The 26747-nt window shown below is 40.6% G+C and carries 24 protein-coding genes; 20 read left to right on the forward strand and 4 right to left on the reverse strand.

What is annotated here, in order from left to right; genetic code table 11:
- The first annotated feature begins 278 nt into the window (after positions 1–278).
- The 8 genes from EKM81_RS05075 (at position 279) to EKM81_RS05110 (ending at position 8862) form a co-directional block, all read left to right on the forward strand.
- Positions 279–965 carry a response regulator transcription factor gene (locus tag EKM81_RS05075; RefSeq protein ID WP_125649329.1) on the forward strand — a complete coding sequence of 229 codons (687 nt, stop codon included), beginning with the start codon at positions 279–281 and terminating at the stop codon, positions 963–965.
- Positions 965–2155, forward strand: coding sequence for a sensor histidine kinase (locus tag EKM81_RS05080; RefSeq protein WP_125649333.1), 1191 nt, complete (start codon positions 965–967; stop codon positions 2153–2155). Before EKM81_RS05075 ends, EKM81_RS05080 begins: the two co-directional genes overlap by 1 nt.
- Complete coding sequence (locus EKM81_RS05085) at positions 2152–3447, forward strand: serine hydrolase (RefSeq protein WP_125649336.1); 1296 nt, start codon at positions 2152–2154, stop codon at positions 3445–3447. The genes EKM81_RS05080 and EKM81_RS05085 overlap by 4 nt, the downstream gene beginning before the upstream one ends.
- Before the next feature lie 129 nt (positions 3448–3576).
- A complete protein-coding gene (locus EKM81_RS05090) occupies positions 3577–5124 on the forward strand; it encodes a UDP-N-acetylmuramoyl-L-alanyl-D-glutamate--2,6-diaminopimelate ligase (RefSeq protein ID WP_125649339.1) in 1548 nt (515 codons plus the stop codon).
- A 3-nt stretch (positions 5125–5127) separates the two neighbouring features.
- A complete protein-coding gene (locus EKM81_RS05095; RefSeq protein ID WP_125649342.1) occupies positions 5128–5883 on the forward strand; it encodes an amino acid racemase in 756 nt (251 codons plus the stop codon).
- A gap of 578 nt (positions 5884–6461) precedes the next feature.
- Positions 6462–7361 carry a metal ABC transporter solute-binding protein, Zn/Mn family gene (locus EKM81_RS05100; RefSeq protein ID WP_125649345.1) on the forward strand — a complete coding sequence of 300 codons (900 nt, stop codon included), beginning with the start codon at positions 6462–6464 and terminating at the stop codon, positions 7359–7361.
- Positions 7362–7369: 8 nt separating this feature from the next.
- A complete protein-coding gene (locus EKM81_RS05105) occupies positions 7370–8068 on the forward strand; it encodes a metal ABC transporter ATP-binding protein (RefSeq protein ID WP_125649348.1) in 699 nt (232 codons plus the stop codon).
- Complete coding sequence (locus tag EKM81_RS05110) at positions 8068–8862, forward strand: metal ABC transporter permease (protein WP_125649351.1); 795 nt, start codon at positions 8068–8070, stop codon at positions 8860–8862. The genes EKM81_RS05105 and EKM81_RS05110 overlap by 1 nt, the downstream gene beginning before the upstream one ends.
- Positions 8863–9000: 138 nt before the next feature.
- Here the strand turns inward: EKM81_RS05110 and EKM81_RS05115 are convergent, their stop codons facing one another.
- On the reverse strand, positions 9001–9894 hold the full coding sequence (locus EKM81_RS05115) for a LysR family transcriptional regulator (RefSeq protein WP_125649354.1): 894 nt from the start codon (positions 9892–9894) through the stop codon (positions 9001–9003).
- A 129-nt stretch (positions 9895–10023) separates the two neighbouring features.
- On the opposite strand from EKM81_RS05115, the gene EKM81_RS05120 reads away from it, so the two are divergent.
- The 8 genes from EKM81_RS05120 (at position 10024) to EKM81_RS05155 (ending at position 14566) form a co-directional block, all read left to right on the forward strand.
- A complete protein-coding gene (locus tag EKM81_RS05120; protein ID WP_164509214.1) occupies positions 10024–10419 on the forward strand; it encodes a hypothetical protein in 396 nt (131 codons plus the stop codon).
- Positions 10420–10431: 12 nt separating this feature from the next.
- Positions 10432–11175 (forward strand): SDR family oxidoreductase, encoded by a 744-nt coding sequence (locus tag EKM81_RS05125; RefSeq protein WP_125649360.1) that lies wholly within the window; start codon positions 10432–10434, stop codon positions 11173–11175.
- 9 nt (positions 11176–11184) lie between these two features.
- Complete coding sequence (locus tag EKM81_RS05130) at positions 11185–11823, forward strand: NAD(P)H-binding protein (protein ID WP_125649363.1); 639 nt, start codon at positions 11185–11187, stop codon at positions 11821–11823.
- 15 nt (positions 11824–11838) lie between these two features.
- Positions 11839–12231: a YbhB/YbcL family Raf kinase inhibitor-like protein gene (locus tag EKM81_RS05135; RefSeq protein WP_225420181.1), complete on the forward strand. Its 393-nt coding sequence runs from the start codon at positions 11839–11841 to the stop codon at positions 12229–12231.
- 116 nt (positions 12232–12347) lie between these two features.
- Complete coding sequence (locus EKM81_RS05140) at positions 12348–12779, forward strand: cupin domain-containing protein (RefSeq protein WP_125649365.1); 432 nt, start codon at positions 12348–12350, stop codon at positions 12777–12779.
- Positions 12772–13137 (forward strand): cyclophilin-like fold protein, encoded by a 366-nt coding sequence (locus tag EKM81_RS05145; protein ID WP_125649368.1) that lies wholly within the window; start codon positions 12772–12774, stop codon positions 13135–13137. Before EKM81_RS05140 ends, EKM81_RS05145 begins: the two co-directional genes overlap by 8 nt.
- A gap of 1 nt (position 13138) precedes the next feature.
- Positions 13139–13894: an SDR family NAD(P)-dependent oxidoreductase gene (locus EKM81_RS05150; RefSeq protein WP_125649371.1), complete on the forward strand. Its 756-nt coding sequence runs from the start codon at positions 13139–13141 to the stop codon at positions 13892–13894.
- A 12-nt stretch (positions 13895–13906) separates the two neighbouring features.
- Complete coding sequence (locus tag EKM81_RS05155; protein ID WP_125649374.1) at positions 13907–14566, forward strand: NAD(P)H-binding protein; 660 nt, start codon at positions 13907–13909, stop codon at positions 14564–14566.
- A gap of 474 nt (positions 14567–15040) precedes the next feature.
- On the opposite strand, the gene pepF is transcribed toward EKM81_RS05155, so the two are convergent.
- Positions 15041–16852 carry an oligoendopeptidase F gene (gene pepF, locus EKM81_RS05160; protein WP_125649377.1) on the reverse strand — a complete coding sequence of 604 codons (1812 nt, stop codon included), beginning with the start codon at positions 16850–16852 and terminating at the stop codon, positions 15041–15043.
- A 281-nt stretch (positions 16853–17133) separates the two neighbouring features.
- Here pepF and EKM81_RS05165 point away from each other — a divergent pair, with 281 nt between their 5' ends.
- Entirely contained in the window at positions 17134–18198 is a 1065-nt protein-coding gene (locus tag EKM81_RS05165; RefSeq protein ID WP_125649391.1) for an LCP family glycopolymer transferase, read from the forward strand.
- A gap of 212 nt (positions 18199–18410) precedes the next feature.
- Here EKM81_RS05165 and EKM81_RS05170 read toward each other — a convergent pair whose 3' ends face one another.
- Entirely contained in the window at positions 18411–19955 is a 1545-nt protein-coding gene (locus EKM81_RS05170) for an ABC-F family ATP-binding cassette domain-containing protein (RefSeq protein ID WP_125649380.1), read from the reverse strand.
- A gap of 1099 nt (positions 19956–21054) precedes the next feature.
- On the opposite strand from EKM81_RS05170, the gene EKM81_RS11330 reads away from it, so the two are divergent.
- Entirely contained in the window at positions 21055–21822 is a 768-nt protein-coding gene (locus EKM81_RS11330) for an RlpA-like double-psi beta-barrel domain-containing protein (RefSeq protein WP_225420183.1), read from the forward strand.
- Between the two features lie 131 nt (positions 21823–21953).
- Positions 21954–22505 (forward strand): TetR/AcrR family transcriptional regulator, encoded by a 552-nt coding sequence (locus EKM81_RS05180; protein ID WP_125649383.1) that lies wholly within the window; start codon positions 21954–21956, stop codon positions 22503–22505.
- 300 nt (positions 22506–22805) lie between these two features.
- Here the strand turns inward: EKM81_RS05180 and EKM81_RS05185 are convergent, their stop codons facing one another.
- The gene (locus EKM81_RS05185) at positions 22806–25346 is read right to left on the reverse strand and encodes an excinuclease ABC subunit UvrA (protein WP_125649385.1); all 2541 of its coding nucleotides are present in this window, start codon (positions 25344–25346) and stop codon (positions 22806–22808) included.
- Positions 25347–25537: 191 nt separating this feature from the next.
- Here EKM81_RS05185 and EKM81_RS05190 point away from each other — a divergent pair, with 191 nt between their 5' ends.
- On the forward strand, positions 25538–26467 hold the full coding sequence (locus EKM81_RS05190) for a Gfo/Idh/MocA family protein (protein ID WP_125649388.1): 930 nt from the start codon (positions 25538–25540) through the stop codon (positions 26465–26467).
- The last annotated feature ends 280 nt before the right edge of the window (positions 26468–26747 follow it).

Here is a 26747-nt window from a genome sequence, read left to right on the forward strand (position 1 = left end):
AAGTCAACCTGTGTGACACTTCTCTGGCGAAAACCGAGATGATCGCACAGGTTATTTTTGTCAATTTAGACTAGTCACTGAAATTAGTCATTAAAATGCCAATTGGCCGTGGCAATTTACACAACAATGCTGATAACTTGAGTTTTTCTTCAATCTTTAAAGAAATTTAATTGCGGCTTTGATACAATGTTATTTGTATAAGTGTTTCTATGAGGCTACCGATTGTTTGTGCCAGTTGACCGCGTTAATGAATTTCTTGCGGATGAGGATGATGAATAATGAAAATTTTAATTGTTGATGATGATAAAGAAATCGTTGAATTATTAAGTATCTATGCCAAGAACGAAGGTTACGAACCACTAACTGCTTTTACTGGTAAAGAGGCTTTGACTAAGTTAGTGACCAATCCTGATGTTAAATTAATGATTTTGGATATTATGATGCCAAATATGTCGGGAATTGATGTCATTAAGGAAGTCCGGAAAGAGTCAGACATTCCGATTATTGTGGTGTCTGCTAAAACTACCGATATGGATAAAATCCAAGGTTTGATTACGGGTGCTGATGATTATGTATCGAAGCCGTTTAATCCTCTGGAAGTTATGGCACGAGTTAAGTCATTGTTGCGGCGGGCTAATGCTCAAATGACGAAAGAGGAGCCAGATAGTCTGGAAGTAGGGCCTTTGACGATCAATAAAGATTCACACGAGGTTACGACGCTAAATCATGTCCAGATTCAATTAACAGCGTTGGAGTTTGGCATTCTTTATTTGCTTGCTAGTCACCCCAATCGCGTTTTTTCTGCTGATGAGATTTTTGAACGGGTCTGGCAGCAAGAAAGTATTGTTTCCGCCAAGACTGTGATGGTCCATGTCAGTCATTTGCGGGATAAAATTGAAGAAGCTACTGGTGGTGAGAAAGTAATTGAGACAATCTGGGGAGTTGGGTATAAGGTGAACGCCTAATGGAACCACATCCAGTTGTCTTAAAAACCAGTGAGAAATGGGAGCTCTTTTTTGAGGGTGTCGTCACGGTTGGTTTATTATTATTAATGGACTTTGCCGTGGTCGTCATCATCAATCAAGCCATTAGCTCCAACCAAGAACTAAATGACGGTATTTACCAAATTAAATCGGCCATCACGATTGGCCCTTGGCACTTTTGGAGTTGGGAATGGATTTTTCTAGCTTTGCTGGGAATCATGAATGTGATCGTGGTGTATTGGCGCTTGCATCGGCGTTATCGACAGATGCAAATGCGACATATTGTAGCAGAATTGCATTATATTACTGATGGCCATTTGGATCACCGAATTAATTTACAAGTTAATAGTTCTCTCAGTAATGTTATTGATAGTATTAATGCATTAGTTGATAGTACGGTTAGTTCAATGGCCGAAGAACGTAAAATCGAAGTGAGCAAAGACGAACTGATCACCAATGTTAGTCATGATATTCGTACCCCGCTAACCTCGATTATTGGTTATCTAGGACTGATCGAGAATGGGCAGTATAAGGATCAAGCTGATTTGCTGCACTACAATCATATTGCTTATGAGAAAACGAAGCAAATGAAGGCTTTGGTTGAAGATCTATTTGAATTTACGAAGGTACAACAATCTCATGCCCAATTGCAGTTACATCAGTTTGATTTAGTTTCAATGCTGGAACAGTTGTCGGCTGATTTCGAATTAGAGGCCCAGAAGCGGCAAATGTTTATTGAAGTGGCAGTTACGAAGCGTCCGATTATTATGACTGCTGATTCAAGCAAACTGGTGCGCGTGTTCAGTAATCTAATTACGAATGCTTTTAAATATGGGAAGAATGCGACGAGAATCACGCTAGATGCCCATGTAGAAAAATCCGAAGTAGTTGTGACAGTTAGCAATGATGGGTCACCAATTCCTGAGGAAGATCTACAGAATATCTTTGAACGTTTCTATCGCGTTGAGGGATCACGTTCAGTGACAACTGGTGGTTCTGGTTTGGGCTTGGCAATTGCCCAAAGTATTGTTAAGTTACATGGCGGCGAGATTTATGCCACGTCTACTAGTGAAGAAACCACCTTTACCATCATTTTGCCAGTTGATGTGACAGAGAAACGCCCTGAATTAAAAGCAACTGATCAAGAATCAATTAATGGAGGAAACAAATGAAAGGTCAACGTACGAAATTAGGGGCCGTTTTAGTCCTGTTAGTTAGTTTTATTGTCGGTTTTGGCAGTGTTGCTGGAGGCAATAGTCAAGCAGCAACTACAAAAATCGAGGCACCGGCGACAACAATTGCTGCCAAAGCAGGGATTGCCGTTGCTGCTGATAATGGTCAAATTTTGGCAGCGAAGGATATTGATACTTCTTTACCAATTGCCTCAATGTCGAAAAGCTTGTCGCTATATTTGGTTCTGCAGGCAGTTAAGGATGGCAAGCTGACCTGGACGCAAGAAATTAAGCCTTCAGCTAAAATTGTGACATTAAGTCAAAACATGGATTTATCAAATATTCCATTAGAGACTGATAAAAGTTATACTGTCAAGGAATTATATGAGGCCAGCACGATTTATTCGGCCAATGCTGCCATCATGGCTTTGGCTGAGGCAGTTAGTGGCAGCCAATCAGCTTTTGTTGATGCAATGCGGGCACAGTTAGAAAAATGGGGCGCCAAAAATTACGAAATCGTTAATGTGAGTGGCTTAAATAATTCATATTTAAGCGATGATCGTTACGCTGGCACGGCGGCTGATGCTGAAAACAAAATGTCGGCGCGAGATGTGGCAATGGTGGCGCAACATTTATTAACTGAGTTCCCAGAATTCTTGGAAACGAGTCGTAAAACCAGCATTGACTTCCATGGCACAACTTACCCAACTTGGAATTTACTATTACCAGGTGAATCTGCTGCGCAAAAAGATTTACCAGTGGATGGTATTAAAACGGGGACTTCTGATCAAGCCGGCGATTGTTTTGTCGGAACTGTTAAGAAGGATGGTTTCCGAATCATTACAGTCGTGTTACATGCTGACGGTAATGCTGACGACCAAGCTAAACGGTTTACTGCAACAGCTGCCTTGATGAACAGTATTTATCAGAATTGGCATCAAGTGGCACTTTTCCAAGCTAAGAAAACTAGTTCGCATTTAGCGGCGGTTAAAGTCACTAATAGTAAACAAAAAACAGTTGCCGTCGTGCCAGATAAGACAGTTAAGCTTTACTTACCTAAGAGTACGACAGCTAAACAATTAGACTTCAAATTAACTAAAGGTGATGCTAGTCAGGCAGCACCAATTGCCAAGTATGACCAGCTAGGAACGATTAATTTACCAGAAGTTGGTGCCGGCTTTTTACAAGGAGCCAATAGTATTAAGGTAAATGTTCTGGCTAAGTCAGGCGTAACAGCTTTGACTTGGTGGGAAAAGGTTTGGCAGAATATTACTGGTTTGTTTAACAAATGATTGATTTGTTACCCGCTGCGGGTGGCGGTATGCTCGTGGTATAATTAATGAATGATTGCAGATTCTGTTTGATTGGCGAGCTAATTTTTGTCGTCAAATCCAGAACCTGACCAAAAAGGGAGTTAGATTATGGGGCTAACCTTAGAAGCTTGTATTTTGATTTTAAAAGAGCACCACTTGCTGAAAAGTAGTGCGATTCAAGATAATTTGTCACAGAAATTCACCAGTGCGACTTATGATTCCCGAAAGGTTGCCGAAAATGGGATCTTTTTCTGCAAGGGTGCTAAATTCCGTCCCATTTATTTACAAATGGCTAAGAATAATGGCGCAACTGTTTATGTGTCCGAACAACCTTATGCAGAAGGCAACGGGATGCATGCCTTGATCGTTCGTAATATTCGCAAGGCGATGTCATTGTTAGCGGCTGCTTTTTATGACTATCCCCAAGATGATTTATTTGTGGTGGCGTATACTGGCACCAAAGGTAAAACCACGTCAGCTTATTTTACACGCGGTATTTTAAATCCGGTGACTAATAATCGAACGGCAATGTTCTCAACTGTTGAGCGGGTGGTGGGACCTAAGCCGGAAGAACAATTCTTGTCAGACTTAACAACACCAGAATCTTTGGACTTATTCCATGATATGCGGCAGGCTGTTGATAATGGGATGACCCACTTGGTGATGGAAGTATCTTCGCAAGCTTACAAGAAGAATCGTGTTTTTGGTTTAACTTATGATGTGGGCTTTTTCTTAAATATTACGCCTGATCATATTGGCCCCAATGAGCATCCTACTTTTGCAGACTATTTACATTGCAAATTACAATTATTAGTTAATGCACGTAAATGTGTGATCAACGCAGAAACTGATTATTTCCAAGAAGTTTACGCTGCTGCCACCACCACAACTTCACCAGATAGTATTTATTTATTTGCTTCAGCAGATTATCAAGCACCTGCTGGCATCGATATTGATTTCCGATTTGCTTCTCAGGAGGCTGATTTGGCGAAGAGTCGTTTCAAGTTAGAGGCGGGTACTTTAAAGGCCGAGCAATTAAAAATTACTGGTGAATATGAACTGGAATTAATCGGTGATTACAATGAAAGTAACGCGTGTGCGGCTATTATTGGTGCAGGTTTGGCAGGCGCAACTTATCCTGACACCGCTAAAGGCATTGCTAACGTGCAAATCCCTGGACGGATGGAGAAACTTGATGTACCCAATCATGGCCGCGTTTACGTTGACTACGCTCATAACTATGCCAGCATGGTCGCGTTACTGTCGTTCTTTAAAAAAGAATATCATCAGCCGCATATTATTGTGGTTGTTGGGAGCCCTGGTGATAAAGGAGTTTCTCGACGCGAGGGCTTTGCAAAGGCCTTAAACCAATTGGCTCAGCGTGCTTTCATTACTAATGATGATCCTGGATTTGAGGAGCCACAAGATATTGCTGATCAAATCATTGCCGGCATTGATCCTAACAAGGTTGAAGTTACCGTTGAATTGGATCGCGCCAAAGCAATCGAGCTGGCAATCAAAGAAAGTCAGCCAGGTGACATTGTTGTTTTGGCTGGTAAGGGTTCTGATGCCGAACAGAAAGTACGGGGCGTTAATACACCTTGGCCAACCGATATGGTTGTGGCTAAAGATGTCGTCGCTAAATTACGAGGCTAAGTTATGAAAGATTTCTTTACAATTATTGGTGGTATGGGCACGATGGCCACAGAAAGTTACTTACGGCTGTTAAATCAGCGGACACCTGCCCATCGTGACCAAGATTATTTAAATTATCTATTAGTTAATCATGCAACAGTTCCTGATCGCACCAGTTACATCCTGGATCATGCGCAACCAAATTTCTTCCCAGAGTTGAAAGAAGATTTGTTGCAACAAAGTTTATTGCAGCCTGAATTTTTTGTAATGGTTTGTAACACGGCCCATTATTTTTACAATGAGTTACAAGCTCTGACAGAAATTCCTTTATTACACATGCCACGTACTGCAATCAGCTACTTGCAACAACATTATCCGGCTGAGAAAAAAATTGGTTTAATTGCGACAGCTGGTACGATTGCTGACCATGTTTATGAAAATGAAATTAAACGGGCTGGCTTTGCTGTTGAATTTGGAGATGCGACAATTCAACCAATGGTCAATGAATTGATTTATCAAGACATTAAAGAGAAAAATATTGTTGATCATGAATTGTATCATCGGATTCTTAAAAAAATGCACGATGATTTTGGTGTTAATGTCATTGTGCTGGGCTGTACGGAACTATCCTTAGCTCAGGAGAAAGCACCTGATCACCCTTATCACGTGATTGATGCCCAAAGTATCATTGCTGATCAAACCTTGTTTTTGGCCCAACAATTACGAGCGGGCAAGACAATTGATTGGGCACAAGCTAAGGAAACTTACTTAGGAAAGTAGTTTCTGGCGGCTGTGATGGCAGCTCTTTCGCTAAAAATTAACGGAACTTGGGCACTTGAGTTGTGACATGCTCATTTGCAAAGTACCTGAGTTTAATCGCACTAAAAATAGCGTGTGACCAAAGTCGGTCAGCCGGTGAGCATTAACGTAAAATGCCGAACAATTCGTTAGAATTGCTCGGCATTTTTGCGTTAAGTGCAACCGGTTGCCTTTTGAGAGCACATTTTAGCAACGAAAGTTCGGATTGCTTTTGGAGAATAGGTTTATGTTCCAGACTCTTTTAGTGGCTGGGAGTGCTGTCTTTTTGCCAGCAGTGAAATGAACTTTCACTGCTGATATTGCAATGGCAAAGGGCGTGTTTGAGGGCAGTGGGCTAGTTCAGTGGGTCAATAATTGCTAAAGTCAACGCTTTGAGCAAATTTTTTTATAAATGACGATAAGACCGCTACACTGGGATTAATAAGCATTGAGTATTAGAAAATGAGGCGATGTAAGCGTCTCATAAGAAAGTATGCACCTATGAACATTTGACCATATTTTTGGCAATTAGTAGACTGTTAAATAGTAAGGAGGACGTAATGAAGAAGAAACTTAGCTATTTATTGATCTTAATTGTTGGCATTGTTATTTTAGTGGCTTGCCAACAACAAACACCAACTAAATCAGCGACCAAAATTCAGGTTGTGACTTCGCTGGATTTTTACGGGGAACCAGCGCGCGCAATCTTAGGACGTCATGGTCAGGTTACTAGCTTGATCAATTCGCCTAGTGTCGACCCTCATGACTATACGCCAACAACTAATGATGCCAAAAAAGTCGCTCAGGCTGATGTGGCGTTAATGAACGGTGCGGGCTATGATGCTTGGCTACAAAAATTGGTTAAAGCTGATGATAACCAACAAAAGCTACTTAATGTGGCAAGTGATATTGTCAAATTACCAGAAGGCGGGAACGAACATCTTTGGTACGACTTTAAAGTAATGCCTAAAGTGACGCGCCAACTAGTGACAACTTTTAGTAAAATCCAACCAGAGAATAAAGCAATATTTGAAAAAAATGGGCAACGCTATTTAAAACAATTGCTAACGTTACAGCACCAGGAAGCAGAATTGAAACAACGGTTGCAAGGTAAAAAGGTGATGATCACCGAGCCGGTTTTCAATTACGTGTTGGCTAGTATTGGGATGAAAGTGGTTAATTCTGAATTTGCTCAGAATATTGAAGACGGGGCTGATCCCAAACCGGCTGACTTGCAAAAAATGCAGCAACAACTGGATCAACAACAAGTGGCCTGCTTAGTGGTTAATAAACAAGTCAGCAGCGCATTAGTGACGGACTTAGTAACGCGTGCTCAGAAAAATGACGTCCCAGTTTTACAAGTGACTGAAACATTGCCCAAACATAAAACGTATCTCACGTGGATGGCAAGTGAATTAACAGAATTACAACGAATAACGGCTCATTTGGGGCAAGAATAGGGGTAATTATGACCGAACCAATTTTAACGGCAGCACATTTAACGATGGATTTTGGCAGTAAAACAGTTTTTAATGATTTAAATTTTACCATTCACGCTGGTGAAAAAATCAGTTTAATTGGGCATAATGGTGCCGGCAAAACAACTTTAGTCAAAATCTTGTTAGGATTACTGGCACCTACAGCAGGAACAGTAACTAAAAAATCACCAGGTGGTCAAGCTAAATTAAAAATTGGCTATGTGCCACAATTTCGCAATATTGATGCTGATGCGCCTTTATCAATTGCTAGTTTTGTTGCACTAAATGTTGGCCTAAGTTGGCGACCTTGGCTAACCGCTAATGAGAAAAAAAGAGTTGCCGATGTTTTAGCATTAACAGATTTAACAGCCATTAAAGATCGGCCCATCACGTTAACTTCCGGTGGCGAGCGACAACGAGCGTATTTGGCCCAAGCCTTATTAGCTGATCCAGAATTATTGATTCTAGATGAAGCTACCGCCAGCATGGACGTTGATGCTAAAAAAGCCATGATGGATTTAGTAGTCAAAGTAGTGACACAGCGCAATATGGCATTATTATTTGTTAGTCATGATTTGGAATTAACAGCACGTTATACTGATCGTTATTTATTGATTACAGATGAAACGCTGGCTACGGGGTCAAGCAAAGAAGTTAATGCTGATAGTTTGAAAGGAGTGCGAATTTAATGTTTGCTTTTGCATTTATGCGCCACGCCTTTGTAGCGAGTACTTTCATTGCCTTAACTTGTGGTGTTGTTGGCGTATTTGTTGTTGCCCGGCAGCTGTCATTTTTAACACATATGTTATCTGAAATTGGCTTTGCTGGTGCTGCTTTTGGGGCTTTCTTAGGAATCTCGCCATTATTAGGTATGCTTTTATTCACGATTGCCAGTAGTACCTTGATCAGCGGCCTTTCGGTGGAACGTGCTCGACGTGAATCGACAATTAGTGCAGTTTCATCACTGTTTATTGGCTCAGGCATTCTCTTTTTAGCCTTAGCTAATCAAAGTTCTAGTTATGCGACCGATATTTTATTTGGTAGTATTGTGGGAATCAGTATTAATGGTGTTTGGCAATTAGTGATTTTGTCGCTAATCGTCCTGCTAACAATTTGGCTGATTTTCCGACCACTGCAATTTGATTCCTTCGATAGCGTTGGCGCCAGTGCTAATGGCGTTAAAACTGGGATAATCAGTATTATCTTTTTAATTTTATTGGCTGTTAGTGTCAGCGTTGGGGCACAAATTGTTGGTTCAATGCTGGTGTTTATTTTAATGACCATCCCGGCGGCAATTGCTAAAGCCTTGGGACATAGTATGAAGCAATTGTTGATTATTTCAGTTGTCATGGCTATTCTGGGCGTCTGGCTGGGTCTCTGGCTGGCTTATGTGACTAATTGGCCAGTAACCTTCTTTATTGCCTTAATTGAAGTGGTCGCGTATGTGGTGGCCTTAATTTACCAACGGCGGCAAGCTGACTGATTGAATGTTAGGCATTTTGCTGTCACTGAGTAGAGAAGTAATTATAGTAGATAATAAGGTCCGTATAAAAGCTTCGCAATTTAAAAAAGTTGAAATTAATTTCTCCGAGCTAGATCAAGAGAAATAATTCCAACTTTTTTATTTGTTCAAAATCTTGTTGAGTTGCAACATAAAATTATCGACATTACTACCGGGTAATTTAGTGGTTAAGATGCCATAAGGAACATGAATATTAGTTTTCAAGGGAATTGAAACCAGATTGGGATGGATTCTTTTCCAAGGGGTAACAGTAATTAACGGGATATTTTCTGCGACGGCACGGTTAAAGGTGTCCATATCATAACGACCGGTAGTTTCGACGATTTGTATTTTAGGATAGTTTTTAGTGATTACTCTCCGTAACTGGTCATTAGTATCACTAATTCCCAAGGGAACACTTAACAAAGCTTGATTGTTTAAATCAGCAAAAGAGATTTCACTTAATTTGGCTAAAGGATTGTCACTCCTAACAGCGATACTAAAGTCATACTGTCCTAGCTTTAAGGCCTTAAAGGATTGTTTTAGTGTCGTATTATCAAAGGTTCCAACTATTAAATCGCAAGTTTTCCCCAACATAGCATATTCACGGTTTTGTGACTGTAAGTCTTCTTGTAACTGCACAATGCGGATTTGAAAATCTGACATTTGTGTAGTTATTTTTTTCCAAATTTCCATCAAAGGGTCAGCGGGATGCAAAATCGAGGTACCAACTGTGATGATATTTTGACGGTTTATGGCCGATTTTCTGGTTTCTTCGATGGCCGTGTCCAACATGTTTAAAATCTGTTTAGCATAAGGTAGGAAAGTCTCTCCCTCAATAGTGAGTTTTGTACCCGTAGCAGTCCGAACGAAGAGCTGTAAGTTTAGTTCGCTCTCTAAACGGTTGATTTGTTTCATGATTGCTGTTCCCGAAATGAAACTCTGCTCACCGGCTTTGGTAAAACTGCCATATTCACTGACTCTAATAAAGGTCTGTAATTGTGTTATGTCCATGATTTGTCCTCCTAACTGTCGTTAGTATAAACCTTTAGTTAATACTACATCAACTTTTCGATTCTTCAAATAAGTAATAATCCAGTTATACTAGTATTTGTAATCGAGATAAAGTTATAGCGAAAGGAAATGGGAATGAACAAAAAGGTCGATCGTTTAATTAAAACAATATTGTTCGTGGGAATTTTATTATTTATTAGTTATCGATACAGCCTCAATGATCAGGCAACAATCATGCGGGGTAGTCAAAAATTACCAGTTCAACAGATTACTACGAAAGATGTCGTTGGTGTGTGGGTCAATCATCATAACCAAGACATTCAGCAACGAATCATTTTTATGAAGAATCATCAATGGCGAGAAAACCAACATGGCGTTAAAAATATTTATTCCGGAACTTGGAAGATAGTTGGTAAACGGACAATCAAATTAGCCCCTTACGGTGAAAAAATTATCTTCAACAAAAACAATTATCGTCAAATGAATGTTGTTAATTATCACCATATTTTAAACAAGAAAAAATAGGAGGACATTAATATGTCAGTAGAAAACAAAGTAGTTGTCATTACTGGAGCATCATCAGGAATTGGAGAGGCCACTGCAAAATTATTAGCCAAAAATGGTGCCGCTGTTGTCTTAGGAGCAAGACGTGAAGCACGTTTACAAGAAATTAGTCAAAATATTATTGAAAATGGAGGTAAGGTCGCTTATCGCGTAACTGATGTAACAGATCCTGAAGATTTAAAGGCTTTAGTTGCTTTAGCCAAAGAAAAGTTTGGTGCGATTGATGTCATTTATAACAATGCTGGTATCATGCCTACTTCACCAATCAGTGCTTTGAAAACAAATGAGTGGAATGCCATGATTGACGTTAACCTTAAAGGTGTCTTGAATGGTGTGGCTGCTGTTATGCCTGATTTTACTAGCCAAAAACATGGCCAAATTATTACAACTTCATCTGTTGCTGGTTTGAAGAGTTTTATTGGCTCAGGTGTTTATGGTGCCACAAAATTTGCGGTTAGAAACTTAATGGAAGTAATCCGGATGGAAAGTGCTCAGGAACAAACGAATATTAGAACGGCAACTATTTATCCGGCTGCTATCAATACTGAATTGTTGCAACATATCACGGATAAAAATTCGAAACAAGGCATGGACAAACTGTATCAATCAGTTGGGATTACACCTGATGCAATTGCACGTGTTGTCAATTTTGCTATCGATCAGCCAGAAGATGTCAATATCAATGAATTCACTGTTTACCCAACGAAGCAAGGTTAGGAGTATATGATGCAAAAAGTTATTTTATTAGGAGCAACCAGTAATATTTCTCGGTATTTGATTCCAATGTTATCGCGTGAAACCGATGCACAAATCACACTTTTTGCTAGACGGGCTCAACGAAGATTGTCCGAATATCAGAATGATTTCCGTATTTCGGTTGTGGAAGGCGATTGGAATAATTTAAAAGATTTAAATTCTGCCATTAAAGGACAAGATATTGTCTATCTTGCCACAGGCCACTTTATCGATGCCAATAAAAATGTGGTTACTGCTATGAAGAACAATCACGTAGAACGTTTAATCGTTGCTGGTGGATTAGGTATTTACGACGAAGTTGCTGGAAAGTTTGGTCAATGGAATGCTCGAATGATGGGTGACTACACGTCAATCAAACGGGCAGCAGCAATTATTGATGCAAGCGGTTTGCAATATACCTTTTTGAGAATGAGCTGGTTATATAACCAAGATAATAACTATCAATATGAGGTAGTTCCTCAGGGGCAACCAATGAAAGGCACCCAAGTTACACGGCAAGCAGTTGCCAAGTTAATTACGACGATAGTTAAAAATCCTAAGATGTATACGACTCAAAGTATTGGTGTGGTCGAACCAAATACTGAATGGGATAAACCTTCATTTTATTAAAGAGGAGTTGTTTACATGCACGTTAAGGTCAATTTGAAGCAAGATTTTTTACCAGATAAATATACTAAATATTCAAGCACTAAACGAAGTAATCAGCCAGTTATTTCTTTTCCAATTGTGTTATCTGAGATACCGAAGGAGACAAAGTATTTTGCGATTTCAATGATTGATTATGATGCCGTTCCACGAACTGGTTTTCCCTTTATTCATTGGTTGGCTGCTAATATTCCAGTAGTTGATGTTATTCCAGAAGATTTTAGTCGCCATTTTCAGGGACCACAGGGTAAAAATACTTGGAGTTCGCGCTTTTACGATGTAGCTGATGACTACATCACAAGTCATTACGCTGGACCAACGCCTCCAGACAAGCCACATCACTATACCTTGACAGGTCTATGCGTTGAATGAAGTCACAGAATTAAAGAATGGCTTCTTCTACAACGAGTTTCGTAAAGCATTACAAAATAAAATCATTGATCAAACAGAAATCGAATTAACAGCAAGAGATTAATGGAGGTTGTATTTTGAATACAAGTGAAAAAGAAGTCAAGCACGGTTTGTTTTCTATTGGTGCTGAAAATTTAAAGTTTCAAAAATATTTTACCGGACTAACTTATCATAATTCACTAGTTAAAGATCCTAAGGTGAATGTCACGGTCAGCAATGTCACTTTTCAACCAGGATCACGTAATAATTGGCACATCCACCACAACGGTTATCAGATCCTTTTAGTAACTGGTGGTGAGGGCTGGTATCAAGAAGAAGGAGAAAAAGCTCGTTTATTGCATCCTGGTGATGTAGTTGTAACCCATGATGGTATTAAACACTGGCATGGTGCTACTAAGAATAGTTGGTTCAGCCACATTGCTATCACAGCTGGCACGCCAGTTTGGAAAGAGTCAGTTTCGGATGAAGTTTACAGTCAGCTTTCAAAGGAGAATCGCGTCAATGACTAAAATAAAAATAAGCATACAGGGACAAGAATTAGCGGCAGACTTTAACGATAGTGATACTGCTAGTGAACTAATGAAACAGATGCCCTTATCAGTGAAGATGATGAATTTATATTCTCGTGAGATGACTTATCGCTTTTCTGATGTTTTGTCAGCTAAAAAGGCCAAAACAAGTGGTTATGCAATCGGTGATATTGGTTATTGGAAACCGCGTCACAGTTTAGTGATTTTTTATAAACAAACAGGTGAAATAATCGACCAGTTACAGATTATTGGGCATATTACAGGCGATGTTAGTTTCTTCAAATCTGTTGGTGATTCAATGATTGAATTTAAATTAGAAAATACAGAAGGTAAATAATATGAATAACTTTGCTGGAAAAGTAGTAATCGTAACAGGTGCTAGAACTGGGATTGGATTGAGTGCCGCTACCTTGTTTGCTAAAGCTGGTGCGGCCGTCGTTCTAGTCGGAAGGCACGAGCCAAAAAAAGAGGCTGAAAATTTAGTTAAACAAGGGTACCAAGCAGTTTCCTTTGAAGCCGATGTTTCCAAAGAAGCAGATACTAAAGCGATGGTTGATTTCACAGTTAAGAGGTTTGGCCACCTAGACTTTGCTTATAATAATGCTGGTATTCAAAGTCCAGTCACTAAAACCGAGGACCTATCTCTGGAAGAATATGATAATGTCTTGAATATTAACTTGAAGGGCGTTTTTCTTTCAATGAAATATGAGTTAAAACAAATGAGTAAGCAAGAATCAAAAGGTGCTATCGTCAATTGCTCATCTATGGGCGGGTTAGTCGGAATTGCTGGACGCAGTGCTTATCACGCATCCAAACATGGCGTTCTAGGATTAACTAAAAGTAGTGCCTTGGAATATGCCAAAGTTGGCATTCGTATCAACGCAGTTTGTCCAGGAATCATTGAAACGCCAATGGTAGCGAGAATGGATCAAATTGAGAAGTCTGAAATGGATGACCTTACTAAAGAAGTTCCAATTGGTAGATTAGCCCGTCCAGAAGAAGTTGCGCAAGTAGTCTTGTTCTTATGCAGTGATGCTGCTAGTTACATCATTGGGCAAGGAATTTCGGTTGACGGTGGTTACACAATTCATTAGTCAGGAGTAAATATGAAGAAAGTATTGATTTTGGGAGCCAATGGTAAAATTGCCCGAATTGTTGAAAGAAAGTTATTAAATAAGCCGGATTACCGATTAACATTGGTTTTGAGAAATGCTGGACGACTAGCAAAGCTCAAAAGTGCCGATAATATTAGCTTAATTGACGGTGATATTGATGACTGTAATTTATTGGATGCAGTGATGTCAGATATAGATATTGTTTACGCCAATTTAAACGGGAACATGGAAAACCACGCAAGACACATCACCAAAATGATGCGCAAGAATAATGTTGAGAATTTGATTTGGATAACAGGTTCCGGACTTTATCATGAAACGCCTGATCCATTTGGTAGCTGGGTTGAGAATTATGTTGGCCATGAATCAAAAGAGGATACTCGCCGGGCCGCCAGAATTATTGAATCAAGCGATTTAAGTTATACCATCATTCGCGCTGCCTATATGACAAATGATAATGAAGTGGATTATGAATTGACTCATAAAGGCGAGATTTTTAAAGGAACGATGATATCACGAGCTAGCATCGCAGATTTAGTAGTTAAAGTAATTACTAGACCAACTGATTATTATCAGGAGAGTTTAGGCATCAGTAAGCCTGGGACAGACAATATGTTAGCCAAAATTAAAGAGATGGAACATGATTGCTGATAAAAAATTGAGATGCTCAAATGAACTATTGCCAGCTATCATCTGCGTAATCCAACAGAACTGAATACCACTTTTTTTAAAACAACTTGCGGTAATTAATAAAGCCTACTTGGCAAATTTCTGAATGAAAATCAGAAACTGCCAAGTAGGCTTCTTATCTATGCATATTTAGTTGTCATCATAATTCGAATGAAGTTGATTAATCCCCACTACCTTTGACTTAATATTTGGCAAAGATGAATTGCTCAAAATTAACTCCAGACGGAATGGAGGGATCTTGTCGTCAGCTGCCAAATTATTCTTAACGATTTATCGTTTAGAATAAGACTCGTATTTGAGATTGTTGCGAAGCAATAAGCTCAAATCGACGTCGGCCGCGTTCCACGACAAGCAGCCCGCAATGCAGTCACAACCAATTCTGTTTTTACACAAACATCAAGTTTTAGTAGCTTTAAATCAGGCCGAGTGTCGCAACTAATTACTTTTCAATAAATTCTCTAATTCATCCAAGCGCTTGGCAAAGACAGCGAAAGCATCCGTCAAATAAGTTGGTTGCGTCATGTCGACGCCGGCTTGTTGCATGGTTACAATTGGATCTTGAGAATTGCCTGACTTCAAATAGTTCAGGTAGTGCTCAACTGCTTGTGGGTGACCTTGAGTAATCCCATTAGCCAAAGTTGAAGCAGCCGCAAAGCCAGTGGCATACTGATAAACATAATAATTCATGTAGAAATGCGGAATTCGCGCCCATTCAAGACTGATTTCAGGGTCAGAAATCACGGCCTCACCATAGTAACGCGCATTGATCTCACCATATTGTTGAGATAACGTGTCTGCAGTCAAAGGTATTCCTTGGTCATCGGCAGTATGCAAGAAATGTTCGAATTCAGCGAACTGAGTCTGACGATAAACAGTCCCTTTAAAGCCATCTAAATAATAGTTAAGCAAATAAGCCCGTACTGTTGGATCGGTTTGCGTCTTTAAGAGATATTCGGTTAATAAGTTTTCATTAGTTGTGGAAGCAATTTCGGCTAAGAAAATTGGATAGTCACCATATTGATACGGTTGATTATGACGGGTGTACCAACTGTGGACACTATGACCTGTTTCATGAACTAAGGTATACAAATTGCTGATATTATCTTGCCAGTTCAGTAATTCATAAGGCGCAGTGTCATAGGCACCGCCAGAATAAGCACCACTACGTTTGCCTTTGCTTTCGACAACATCAATGTAACGATTATTGAAGATTTCATCAACGTGGCTCAGGTAATCGTCACCTAAAATAGCGAGTGCTTGTTTAGCTTCTTTTTTCGCCGCGGTGAAGTCATAAGTTAAGCTTGGTTCACCAGTTAGTGGGACGTACATGTCATACATATGCAGTTCATCAACACCGAGTAATTTCTTGCGCAACGCGACGTAGCGATGCAATAAATCAAGATGTTGATTGACTTGTGTCACCAGATTATCGTAGACCTTTTCTGGAATATGATTGGCCGCCATTGCCGCTGCACGAGCATTAGGATAATGGTGGACTTTGGCCAAATAATTGTGGCTCTTGATTTCACCAGTCAGCGTTTGGGCCAAGGTGTTTTGGAATTGATCATAAATGCTATATAATCCCTCGAAAGCGCCTTTGCGGACGTCACGATTGGTGGATTCAATCAAGGCACCATACACGCCATTAGAAAGTTGTACCGGGTCACCGTCTTCATTGACAACGAAAGGAAATTCTAAATCAGAATTATTTAAAACATTAAACGTATCTCGGGAAGCGCCAAAAACTTCAGTTGCGGCGGTTACTAATTTTTCGGAAGCGGTATCTAGTACGTGTCCTTTTTGTTCGCGCAAGTCGTCCAAATAATGTTGGTATTCATTTAATTTCGGTTCTGCTTGAACAAATTCAGCTAATTTATCGTCGCTTAAAGCAATGATTTCTGGTTCAACGAAGGCTAAACTAGTAGCAACTTCAGTAGCCAATGAACTAGCACGAGCCACCAAGCCTAAATAAGTTTGGTTATTAGTATCTTGATCGCTTTTCATGCTAGCGTAAACGTAGACTTTTTCTAAATGACGATAGGTATTGTGTAAGGCAACAATGCCTTGATAAAGTTCAGTGGCTGACTGGCTAAGCTTTCCTTGAAAGTCTGCGGTTACTTGGGCTTGCTGCTTAACTTGTTGGAAATCAGTTTCCCAAGCTTGATCGTCTGGATAAATTAAAGCAAGATCCCAAGTTAAATCTTCGGGAACTTGATCACGTTCTGGTAATTGCTGGACATTGGTCATGATAATGACTCCTTTTTTAATAGATTAGTCTGTGGTGAGTTTAATTGCTCCCGCTTAAACGGGAAATTACTTAATCTCAGTGTATTACAAATATTATTTATTTTCAGCGACTTTAATTAGAAAAAATATTTATTTTCGGTAAACTTCATTAAAAGTCTCTAAAAATAAAGTAAAAAATGGACAATCAGCCGTTGCTTGTATTAATCTAATAGTAATCACAAGGGGGTTACGGGCACATGAAGCAACCACAAAGAAAATTGCAACGTAACGAGTTAATAGCTATGAATAAGAAGACGTCTGCTGGTCGCCATTGGGGCCGTCTGGTCATTTTGATTGCGGTTTTAGTCGTTTTTGCGATTGGGGCCTACGTATTACGACTTTATGGTCAGACACGCAATGCCATTGAAGGTACCCACCAGTCTATTGGTGAAAGCCAAGCAGCAGCGGCCATTTTCAAGCAAAAAAAGCCATTCTCTTTATTGCTACTGGGAACTGATACTGGTGCAGAAGGCCGTCATGATCAAGGTAATTCCGACACGATGATTGTGGCTACGGTAAATCCTAATACCAAGCAAGTATTACTGACCAGTGTGCCACGAGATACGATGGCTGAAATTATTGGGACTAAAGATTTTACAGTCGCTAAAATTAATGCCGCTTATATGTATGGCGGTTCGAAAATGTCATTACAGACGGTCAATAAGTTGTTAGGAACGTCAATTGATTACTATATGACTATCAATATGGGTGGCTTACAGAAAGTGGTTGATGCCGTTGGTGGGGTTGATGTTGATGTGCCGTTTGCCTTCAGTTGGAATGGTTCTAGTTTCACTAAAGGTGCCATGCATTTGAATGGCAAACAAGCGCTTGATTATTCACGGATGCGCTATGATGATCCAGAGAATGATTATGGACGACAAAAGCGTCAGCGTCAGATTATTACAGCAGTTATTAAATCCGCAGTTTCTACTGGTACCTTGGCTCACTTTCAGGAAGTCTTAAAAGCCGTTACCAAAAATATGACCACTAATTTAACTTTTGATGATATGGTACAGATATTCCTGAACTATCGTAGTGCTGGTCAAGATGTTAAGAGCGACTTCATTCAAGGTGTTAATGCCACCATTGGCGGTGCTTCTTATCAGATTGCGCCAACCAGCGAATTGCAACGTGTTTCTGATAAAATCCATCAAGCCCAAGGTCTTGATACAGTGACGTTGGATAATGAAGAAGTTCGACAGAATAAATTGAATGCCAATCAAGGTTTTATTTTCGATAATCCGACAGTAGACCAAACTTTTACAATTTTTGATCAGAATAGTGACACCATGGCTTGGCAGGGTTAATGAGTCTAGGAAAGGGTGCTAAAGCTGACTTAATTGTTTTTGGGCAGAATAGTGCCAAGTCTTCCTCAATTTAAAAAGGTGGTTGCTGGGCAATTTTATGGATGTACTTAGCAAGTTAAATCTAAAGTTGATTTTGGGCGAAATGGAGTCAGACCCAATTCTGTTTCAAAAACTTCACCAGGTTTTAGTGCGCAGTAGTCCTTTTTCAGAATTTATTTCTGATAATCCTCGATATTGATTACCTTATCAATCCAGCTATCATCGTAGAAGTCCATTTCATGGGTAACTAATAGTGCTGCACCAGGAAACTTTTGAATACCTAAACGCAACGCGGCTTTAGTGGCATCGTCCAAGTGATTAGTAGGTTCATCTAAAATCAGTAGATTGGCTGGCGTCAACATCAATTGCGCCAGCTTAATTTTCGACTGCTCGCCACCAGATAGTTCGTTAATTGGCGACATTGCTTGCTGAGCGGTTAATCCCGTTCGGGCTAGTGCCTGACGTAAAATTTTGGGCTTCTCTAACGGATAGAGATCTTGCAAGTATTGTAATGGTGTGGCCAATTTATGCGGCCATTGTAAACTCTGACTGTAATAGGCAATTTTCAAAGTCGGTGCTTTTTCAATTTCACCACTAAGACTTGGTAATTCGCCTAATAATGTTTTCAAAAGTGTTGATTTACCGACACCATTGTAACCAGCAATCACGATTTTTTGTTCGTTAGCAACCGAGAATTCCAACAGCTTTTTATTTAACGGTTGATCGTAACCAATCACTAAGTCAGTTGTGGTGATCAAAATCCGACTAGCAGTTGGTTCATAAGCAAAGTTGATGACAGGCTGTGCTAAACGGTCTGGTGTTTTTAAAACGTCCATGTGCGAGAGTTGTTTCTCACGCGAACGTGCTGATTTGGAACGCGAACCAGCTTTGAACTTGCGAATGTAAGCTTCTGATTTCGCAATTTGTTCCTGCTGTTTCGTATAAGCACGGCGATAGGCCAGGGCATTGGCTTCTTTTTGTTTGAAAGCTGATTGCAAGTCGCCAGTGTAGCGCGTAATTTGGCCAAACTCTATATCGAGAATGCAGTTGGTGATTTTTTCAAGGAATTGGTAATCATGGGAGATAACCAAATAAGCACCGCTGAAATTCTGCAAAAAGTCAGTCAACCAATCGATGTGTTTCGTGTCTAAATAGTTGGTTGGTTCATCTAACAACATAATATCAGGCTGCTGTAATAAAAGCTTCGCTAAAATGATTCGTGACCGCTGACCGCCACTTAATTCAGTGACGTCGGTTTCTAGGCCCATGTCAGTAATACCTAGCCCAGTAGCGACGGTTTCAATGCGAGTTTCCACGTCATAAAAACCGGCTTCTTCCAAACGGGTTTGGATTTGGCCGGCTTTTGCTAAATCATCATCGTCTAAAGTTTGACTGTAGTTCTCGTAAATTTGATTCATTTTCTGTTCAAGGGCAAACATTTGCTCAAAAGCAGTTCGTAAGAATTCGCGAATCGTCAATCCTTTGGTCATGTGGGCATACTGATCTAAATAACCAATCTGCAAGCCTTTCTGCCAAGTGATTTTACCGGAATCTGGCAAAATATCGCCAGTTAAAATTTTGATCAAGGTACTTTTACCAACACCATTTTGGCCAACAATCCCTAAATGATCGCCTTTTTCGACTTTGAAATTGGCATGATCGTATAAAGTTTTGTCCACAAATGTGTGGTTTAAATCTGTAACAGTTAATAAACTCATGGTTCGACTCCTTCATTGACACTTACAAAAATATACCATTACATGGAAGAAATTGCCAAATTGCCGTGAAATACGGTTCTACAGAACGTGTTGGATTAGGCCACTTTCTAGTTGAAAACGGTGATTTGACGCTCTTAGATTAAAATGGTGCCAAGACTTCCTCAATTTGGGGTTGGTGGTGGCTGGGCGATTGAATGGGCGTGGAACATGGTGGGCGTTGATCTGAGCCCCTTCTGCGAACAATCTCAGATACAAGCCTTATTCTAACCGCTGAAGCGGCAAGAATAATTTCACCATTGACGCCAATCGCCCAGCCACCACCAGGATAAACCAACAGAACTGAGCATCACTGTTTAGAAAAACAGATTTGCGTGGACTAGTAAATTGATTGACAAGTTTTATGGAATTGACCAAATCCGTCTGTTACAGAATTGGAAATCGATTATCAATCAGACTGTGTTGTTGCTACGATTTAAATTTGATTGCAGTCTAACAGAGTTGAGGGACTCCACAATGGCTGCCTTAACTACTAACAATAGTTAAATAAACCACCTCAACTCCAGACGGAATGGAGGGCGTGGTTGTCAGCCAATGGGTTTAATTTGTGCCCGAGCTTGCGAGTAGCAGCCAAATTATTCTTAGCAATTTATCGCTTAGAATAAGACCTGTATTGATGACAATTTGGTTTGTAATTGGCATCAATCAGTGTCGGCCGCGTTCCACGACCAGCAAGCCCACAATGGCGTCAGAACCAATTCTGTTTCAAAAGATTACTAGGATTGCGGTTTTGAACTTGTAGTTGTAGTTGGCTTCAGTGCGATGCCGTAACCATAAGTATTTACTATCATTGTCATATTAGCCCGTGAATATTACGAAATATTACAAAACAACCAAAATTATTGCAAAACCGCCAAAAAGGCCGCTTTTTTACAGAGAGATTACAAAAAGTACCCGAATGTGTCAATCAATTAACAGTGTTGCAGGGAGTCTGCTAACTTGTAATCTTGTTGGTATTTGGTTGTTACACTAGGCCGTTATACTCTGTATTTGTTAAATGGAAACATGAATAGCTCGAAAAACGTAAAGGAGTCTTCTATTTATGACAAGTTTTACCCATAAAAAAAAGCACATTACTCGAATCGCTTTCACATTTGCGATTGCAGTAGCTATTTTCTTCCCTAATCTAAATCTCGTTATTGCGGCGCCAAATGATGATGCAAATATCTATCCGTCGACGCAAGCCGTTAAACAAGTTACTTTCGCTAATCGTGTAGCTCGTGAATTAGATGCTAAGGATGCTGCACAAACTCGGATGGCACAACAAACTGCCAATAAAGCTGAACAATTAGCTGATCAGAAACAACAAGATGAAATTGCCCGCCAAGCTGCTGAGAAAGCTGCTGCCGAAAAAGCCGCTGCTGAAAAGGCTGCCGCTGAAAAGGCCGCTGCCGAAAAAGCTGCTGCTGAACAAGCCGCTGCTGCCAAAGCCGCCGCTCAAGCTGCCGCTGCCAAAGCTGCCGCCGCTGCTCAACAACAGGCTGCTGCTCAAGCACAAAGCGCCGCTAGTACCACAACTGTTGCTACAAGTTCAACATCTGGTACCTCTAAAGGTACTTTCAAAATTAGTTTCTATGACCCGGCTGTTTTAGGCTCAAGCTTAGGTTATGGTGGCGTTGCTGCTAATTTAAGCATGTTTCCTAAAGGAACTCGTCTAAAGATTTCGATGTCTAATGGTCAGGTATTGTATCGGACTGTTAATGATACTGGTTCATTTGCTTATGCTAATCCTTATCAATTAGACGTGGCAATGCCAAATAGTCAAATTCCTTCAGCTGGTATTTTATCAGCTTCAGTTGAAGTTTTATAAAATTAAATTTAATGCGAAGCACCCTTGATGGCTAAGTCAAATCAAGGGTGCTTTTTTTGATGACCAACTTGCTTTTCAAGTTCTGATGGTGCTATTCTTAACAAAAATACGATTAGGCAAGGAGCAATGTAATGAGTACCACTGAAATTACTAAACGAGCATTTGTCCAAGCGTTATTGGAATTAACCGAAAAGCATGACTTTAGTCAAATCACTGTCTCAATGCTTACTCGCCAAGTGGGCATGCATCGCCAAAGCTTCTATTACCATTTCCATGATAAATATGAATTGCTGGCCTATATCTACCAAACCATTAGTTTTCATTACCTAGATAGCGGTAAAGTGACTTTCACCAATTGGCAAACCCAAGTTGAAAAAATGTTAACTTCCATTGCCGACCATCAGTCTTTTTACTTAAATACAACGGCCAGTGACCAAAATACATTACTGCTGACATTCTCGCGGGTGGTGCAGGGACGTTTGCAGGATATGTTAACGGAATTGGATCCAGAACATCGGCTGTCGGATTATGATCGGCAATTTTATACCGAGTTTTTCGGGTATGGTTGTGGTGGTGTCTTAGTCGATTGGATCAGTAATAACTTTACTAGTTCACCACAGGAGATTGCACAAAAACTTTCTAAACTTGTGGCCGATTTAAAACAGTATTCACCTTCGTTGTAAAATGGCTTTTGCGATTACGCAGCTTTTGGGGCTAGATTACTGGAAGTCGTTCTCAAATTAATTATGTCAGGGCAATGTGACGAGCAATATCGGCCAGGATAAAATACAAATACCAGCTCAATTTTGACGTTGCGCCAAAAATTGAGCTGGTATTTTTAATGTCACTATTTAGGCTGTCTTTCCAGTCGACCCGGTGACTGAAACCGATGTCCCTTGACTAAAAATAAAAATGAACGTTAACCACTGAAAGCTGTTCTCAAAGGGCAACCGATTCTGATTTTTGTCACAGGCTGACGAAGGTTATTTAGTTGGTAATCCAAATTGAGTGAGATGCGTTTTTAAATATTGGCCAGTACGACTGGCTGGTACTTGGCAAATTTCTTGTGGTGTGCCGGCAGCAACCAATTGCCCGCCTAACCGTCCGCCTTCAGGCCCAAGGTCATTGATGTAATCCGCGTTGGCAATAATATCAAGATCATGTTCAATGACGATAATTGTCGCTTGTTGGTCAAGTAATTTTTGGAAAACTTGTAGTAACACGGCGACGTCTTTCGGATGTAAACCAACACTAGGCTCATCAAAAATGAACAGCCGTCCAGTCTGCTTACGTTTGATTTGAGTGACCAGCTTAAGACGTTGCGCTTCACCACCGGATAATGTCGGTGTGCTTTCGCCTAGTTCAAGGTAGCCCAGTCCCATTTCAGTTAGATTCTTTAAAATTCGGGTAATTTTAGTTTCTCCCTTGAAGAAGTCGCGAGCTTCACTGACGGATAAGTTAAGAATTTCAGCTAAATTTTTACCGCGCCAAGTTAACTTGAGAATTTCTGGCCGGTAGCGTTGTCCATGACAAACTGGACAAACTGCTGCCATATCAGGTAAGTATTGGATGTCTAAAGTAATTGTGCCAGTGCCGCCGCAGTTAGGACAAGCACCACTAGCGTTATTATAAGAGAAATCACTAGCCGTCAAATGTTGCGCCTTGGCTGCTGGTAATTCGGCGAAAATATGGCGAATGTGGTCAAGAATTTTAGTATAGGTAGCAACAGTTGAACGAACGTTTTTGCCGATTGGCGTGGCGTCAACTGTAATCACTTCTTTAATACCGGCGGCGTTAATACTAGTCACATAGCTTGGTAGGGGTTCGTTAGCTGCTTGGGCTTCCAGCGCAGGAATTAGACTATCGAATACCAAAGTGGTTTTGCCAGATCCTGACATACCAGTTACTAGATTTAGACGTTGTAACCCGAATTCACCGTGGAAGTGCTGAAGATTATAATGTTGGCTAATATCAATGGTAATCTTGCCTTTAGTAAATGCTGGTTGTCGTTGATGTTGAATGATTTGGGCAGTGCCCGTTAGATATGGTCGAATAACTGACTGTGGCGCCTGTTCAATTGTTGCTGGTGTTCCTTGATCAAGCAATTGCCCACCTTGAGCCCCAGATTGTGGACCAATCTCGATAATTTCATCAGCGGCAGCAATAATTCGGGTATCGTGATCCACAACTAGTAAGGAATTACCAAGCTGAATCAGTTGTTGGAAAATTTTAATCAGGCCAGTCACGTTGGCGGGATGCAAGCCAACACTAGGCTCGTCAAGAACGTATAAGATACCAGTCATTTGGTTACGAATGGTCCGTGCTAGTTGAATTCGTTGACGTTCACCAGTTGATAGACTGTTGCCAGCACGAGTTAGCGTTAGATAGTTGAGCCCGAGGTCGGTAATTGGCGCCAGTAAGTCCAAAAGTTCTTGAGTTAGCGTTTTAGTTAATGCTGCCATTTCGGGGCCGGTTTGTTGAATCAGTTTCTGGCAGAAGACCTGTAGATCAGCAATTGTTAGCTGGCAAACTTCGGCGATGTTTTTACCAAGTAGGTGATTGCTAAATAGTTTTGGATTAAAGCGACTGCCATGGCAAGTAGGACAAGGCTGAGTACTATAAAAGCGGCTCAGTCGTTGTAAGGTGTTTTCGTTCTTGGTGCTTTGCAAACTATGTTCAACTGCAGCAATGGCATTTTCGTAAAGCGCATTAAGGGTAAAGGACTTGCCGGTTGAGGTGGGGATAACAACGCCTTTTTTTACGCCAGGACCGTGAATTAATAAATCTTGTTCGTGAGCTGATAAATCTTGAAAAGGGACGTTCGTGCGAATACCTAGCTCGCGAGCAACGGCTGGCTGTAACGTGCGACCAGGTAAACGCCATGAGCGAATTGCACCATCATCAATACTGAGACTTTTATCGGGAATGATCTTCTGAAGCTCAATTTGTTTTAGAAAACCTGTTCCTTGACAAGTTGGACAGGCCCCTTCGGCGTTAAAAGCGAAGTCTTCAGCACTAAAAGCAGTGAACTTAACGCCGCAGGTAGGACAGGTCAATTGGCCCATGGCGGTGTCGTCAGTTGGTAAATCCATGACTTGGGCAATTTTTAAGCTGGGAGCTAGGCGATGACCATTGGGGCAAACGACTGAGGCCAATCGTGAAAACATTAAACGAAGAATATTGAGACTTTCTGTCATCGTACCTACAGTTGAGCGAACGCTCGGCATGGATGGCCGCTGTCTTAAGGCAATTGTTGCTGGTAAATTGGCAATCTGTCGCACATCAGCACGCTTGGCCTGAGTAATGCGGCGACGGGTGTAAGTTGATAACGCCGCTAAATACTTACGGGTACCTTCAGCGTAAATCGTATCCATTGCTAAGGAGGATTTACCAGATCCAGAAACTCCGGTGACGGCCACAAAAGCGTTTAAGGGGATATCTAAATCAAGATTTTTTAAATTATTGGCGCGGGCCCCACGAATTTCAATATTTTCGGGGATGTCCTGTCGATGGCGAATGGGCATAGTTTTGGCGACCTTTCTGGTATAATCATTAATATAACTTTAATTTATTGTGGCGAGATATTAGCAACAATCAAGTTACGCCCATTCTAACATTTTATCTATGGGAGCTTAACTATCATGGGTCAATTAGTTAATGTTGGCCGATAAACACCAAATCCAAATATTTATTTATAGAAGAAACGGAGTAAATTATGTTAAAAATTGGCGTCGTTGGGTTAGGTAATATTGCCCAAAAAGCTTATTTGCCAGTGATGGCAGCAATGCAGGAGCAAGTTGACTGGATTTTGTGTACACGTGATTCAGAGAAATTGCAGCGCCTGCAAAAGCAATACGGCTTTCAACAGACGGCCAATAGCGTTGCTGATTTGTTAATGGAAAAGCCTGATGCGGTGTTCTTACATACGCCGACTGCGACACATGGCCAGTTGATTCGTCAGTTTTTGACAGCTGGGGTGCATGTTTATGTTGATAAACCAGTAAGCACTGATTGGGCTGAAGTTCAGGCTTTATACCAATTGGCTGCGCAACAACATCTATTATTGACTTGTGGTTTTAATCGCCGGTTTGCACCGCCGAACCAGCGCTTGGCTGAAACACCACGTCCAAGCGTTGTTTCGGCTCAAAAGAATCGGTTAGCCACAGCACAATCAGTGTCATTTGCTATTTTTGACCTGTTGATTCATGTTGTGGATACGGCGTTGTACTTGGCCGGACCAGTTGACTTAACAACTGCAAAGAAATACTTTACAGTAACGACAACTACTCAAGGCATGCTGGCTACTTGTAGCATAACGTTGGCGACCGCACAGCAAACAATTAGCATGGGGATGAATATGAATGCTGGTGTAAATCGCGAAGTCACTCAGATACAAAGCCCTGCTGGTATTGCTGAAGTGATCGATCTTAGCCAGTTTCAAATTGCGACGGCAGCGGGAACGACGATGACGCGATTGCCGGATTGGACACCGACATTGGAACAGCGCGGATTTGCCCCGTTGATTAGATCATTTGTCGCAGCGGTTAAAGCTGAAGCAACCATTGATAATCCTGTCTCACCTGAGAGCAGTTTGGCCGCACATCAGCTATGTACGGAATTATTAAAGTGGTGGGAAAGCCGCTAGTAATAGTCATTGGAAATTAATTTCCAATTTTTTTAAAATAATGCTTGTCAGTAGGCAGTAAATTTGCTAAACTATAAAAGTTGTGTTTTTCAGTTATTAAGTTTTTCGCTGCTAACTCGGTTGAAAAATATTGAAATTAGTTGTTGACTTATGATTGCTAAACATGTTATACTAATTGAGTTGCTGTTACAACAACAGCAATTTGGTAGATCTTTGAAAACTGAACAAAGTTTCGAAAATGTGCAGGGCTCATGACAACTTCGGTTGTTGTGATCAAGTA

It is taken from the genome of Lapidilactobacillus gannanensis (assembly GCF_003946675.1).
GTDB lineage: Bacteria > Bacillota > Bacilli > Lactobacillales > Lactobacillaceae > Lapidilactobacillus > Lapidilactobacillus gannanensis.